Below are 2,253 nucleotides of genomic sequence, written 5' to 3' on the forward strand. Positions count from 1 at the left end.
ATTGTAAGTTCGATTTTTACTTTTGTGCCTTCTACACTTATTAACTTTGCCGACATTTTCTTTCTTGATCTCCTTCGTTATTCTTTCATTGTTCTACAATCTTCGTATTATGTCAAGGTCGCACCCTACCGATCAACTTCCCAGTGTCGGCGCGGGCAATGTTCTCCAAGATTTAATTGATTCTCAGCAAGTCCCTATGATTACGCTCACTGAGGTATTTCGTCAGGCTCAGGCAAGTCAAATTATTCAGAATGCTCACCGTATCAATACGGGTAAGTTTCCAAACATGGAAAAAGTCTCTAATCAACCTCAATCTGATTGCCTCTGGCTCGAAATGCCCAATGCTGAAGCGGGTCAGCAAGGTATTTGTGACATTATTACGGAGTTGTTACCGAGTCTGGGCTTTGACCCTCAGCAGGATATGCAGGTTCTCTGTCCGATGACCAGAGGTGATGTCGGTACGCGCAATCTCAATGTTGTGCTTCAACAACTTCTCAATCCCCCTGATGCGATGAAGCCCGAAATTAAGTATGGGAATACCATCTTTCGTTTAGGCGATCGCATTATGCAGCAGGTGAATGACTATAACCGTGAGGTTTTTAATGGTGACATTGGCACGATTACGGGTGTCGATTTGGAGGAGCGTGAAGTCACGGTAGTATTTAGCGATCGGCAAGTGGTCTATGATTATGCCGATCTTAATGAGATTGCCCTCGCTAGAGCGACGACGATCCATAAGGCACAGGGCAGTGAGTATCCTGTGGTAATCATGCCTCTATTTATGCAGCATTTTCTGATGCTTTCTCGTAATCTTTTCTACACTGGGTTGACTCGTGCGCGAAAGCTTGCCATTATCGTCGGGGAGTCGAAGGCGATCGGGTTAGCTGTCAGGCAAGTTAGCGATCGGCAGAGATATACTTATCTCGCGAAACGTTTAGCAAAGTTTGCCGCTCCTCAATCTTAAGTTATGACTCTAGGAAGCTTTTCAGACTTGTTGAATCACAAAATTTTGCGCTAACCGTCTTACACTATTGGTAAACCTAGCTAGAACTGATTTTATGTCATCCAATAGTTCGACTATGCTATCTACGCAAGCTACGATCTCGAATGGAGCTTTACGAAGAGTACATCACATTGCTTTGAATGTGCGGGATATGCAAGTCTCTTGTGACTTTTATGGCGGCATTTTGGGACTGCATCAACTCATTGATGAAGAGGTTCCCAGTACTCTAATCGATTTAGTAGCAGCAGGCAAAGTAGCTAATTTTAGAACTCCCGATGGCACAGTTCTCGATTTGTTTTGGGAACCAGAACTTACGCCGCCCGATCTCGATCCGCATCGGCTTTTTCCCATTCCTTCGCCTTGAGATATTCTTCTAACTGCTGATAGCGATCAGCACGTTCTTCATTCTGCTGATAGCGATCGTCACGTTCTTCATTACACTTATGGATTGGCACCTTCGCTATTTTGGGTGGTTACCCATGCGATCGGGCGCGGGACTACCAAATTTGTTAACAATTTGTAGTTGTCTTGGGAGGATGTTGTGCTGGGATCAATATGCATAGTGAATTTTTGGTTCTCTGGTTGTAGCAAGGGCGATCGCTTTTGTAACGTACATTGGCAAGATGCAAAACTGTCTCATGGTAGCTCATACAATTTTGGCTTGTGAGTCAATATTTTGTTGCTGTGCTTGAGATCGATGCTGCCAAGCCTGCTCAAATTGTTGGATATCAAATTCGCTCAAATTGGCAAACTCAATTTCCTGCCCCTTAACCTGCAAGATGATCTGCGATCGCCTCGTAAACTTTCAACGGTCAGAGCATCTCCACTTCGTTGGATACTGTAAGAATTCTTGCCCGTTTCTCCAAAATTATCAGCACCTAGCTCATTAAGAAGTTGATAGCAGAGCGCGGCAACCAGATGAGCATTATCCATGCCTTCATGTTCTGCGGTGATTGAGATCTTATTTTCAAGCACATTCTCAGACTGAATTGGGTTGGGTAATTGTAGCGATCGCAGTCTTTCTAGTTCCAGCGCAAGCTCAGCAAATAAACTATCTGGTAGTCCTTCGGATGCTTGAGGAGATTCTTGACTTGTCGCCTTAGAAATAGCTCTCTGCATCTCCAGAATAATTGGCATATCCCGCACTGGATCGTAACTTACCTGCAAATACTTCTGGAGTCCGCCCCAGCTAAACTCTTTTCCTAATTCATTACCTTGAATGCTGTTATCTCCAAAACTATAGGAAATAC

At 44.2% G+C, this 2,253-nt stretch carries 1 protein-coding gene and 4 pseudogenes; 2 read left to right on the forward strand and 3 right to left on the reverse strand.

Features of this window, described 5'->3' with window-relative positions:
- Positions 1–127: 127 nt before the first annotated feature.
- Positions 128–964: pseudogene (locus tag VB775_RS15690) on the forward strand (ATP-dependent DNA helicase); the annotation flags it as partial.
- 115 nt (positions 965–1,079) lie between these two features.
- Positions 1,080–1,349: pseudogene (locus tag VB775_RS15695) on the forward strand (VOC family protein); the annotation flags it as partial.
- Here VB775_RS15695 and VB775_RS15700 read toward each other — a convergent pair.
- From VB775_RS15700 to VB775_RS15705, 3 genes and pseudogenes are all read right to left on the reverse strand, one after another.
- On the reverse strand, positions 1,315–1,458 hold the full coding sequence (locus tag VB775_RS15700; RefSeq protein ID WP_281009606.1) for a hypothetical protein: 144 nt from the start codon (positions 1,456–1,458) through the stop codon (positions 1,315–1,317). The pseudogene VB775_RS15695 and the gene VB775_RS15700 sit on opposite strands and share 35 nt — an antisense overlap.
- Positions 1,457–1,564 (reverse strand): annotated as a pseudogene (locus VB775_RS26510) (flavin reductase family protein); the annotation flags it as partial. The pseudogene VB775_RS26510 and the gene VB775_RS15700, both read right to left, overlap by 2 nt.
- Positions 1,565–1,741: 177 nt before the next feature.
- A pseudogene (locus VB775_RS15705) lies at positions 1,742–2,253 on the reverse strand (hypothetical protein); the annotation flags it as partial.

Origin of the sequence: Pseudanabaena sp. CCNP1317 (genome assembly GCF_034931345.1) — a bacterium.
Classification (GTDB): domain Bacteria; phylum Cyanobacteriota; class Cyanobacteriia; order Pseudanabaenales; family Pseudanabaenaceae; genus Pseudanabaena; species Pseudanabaena galeata.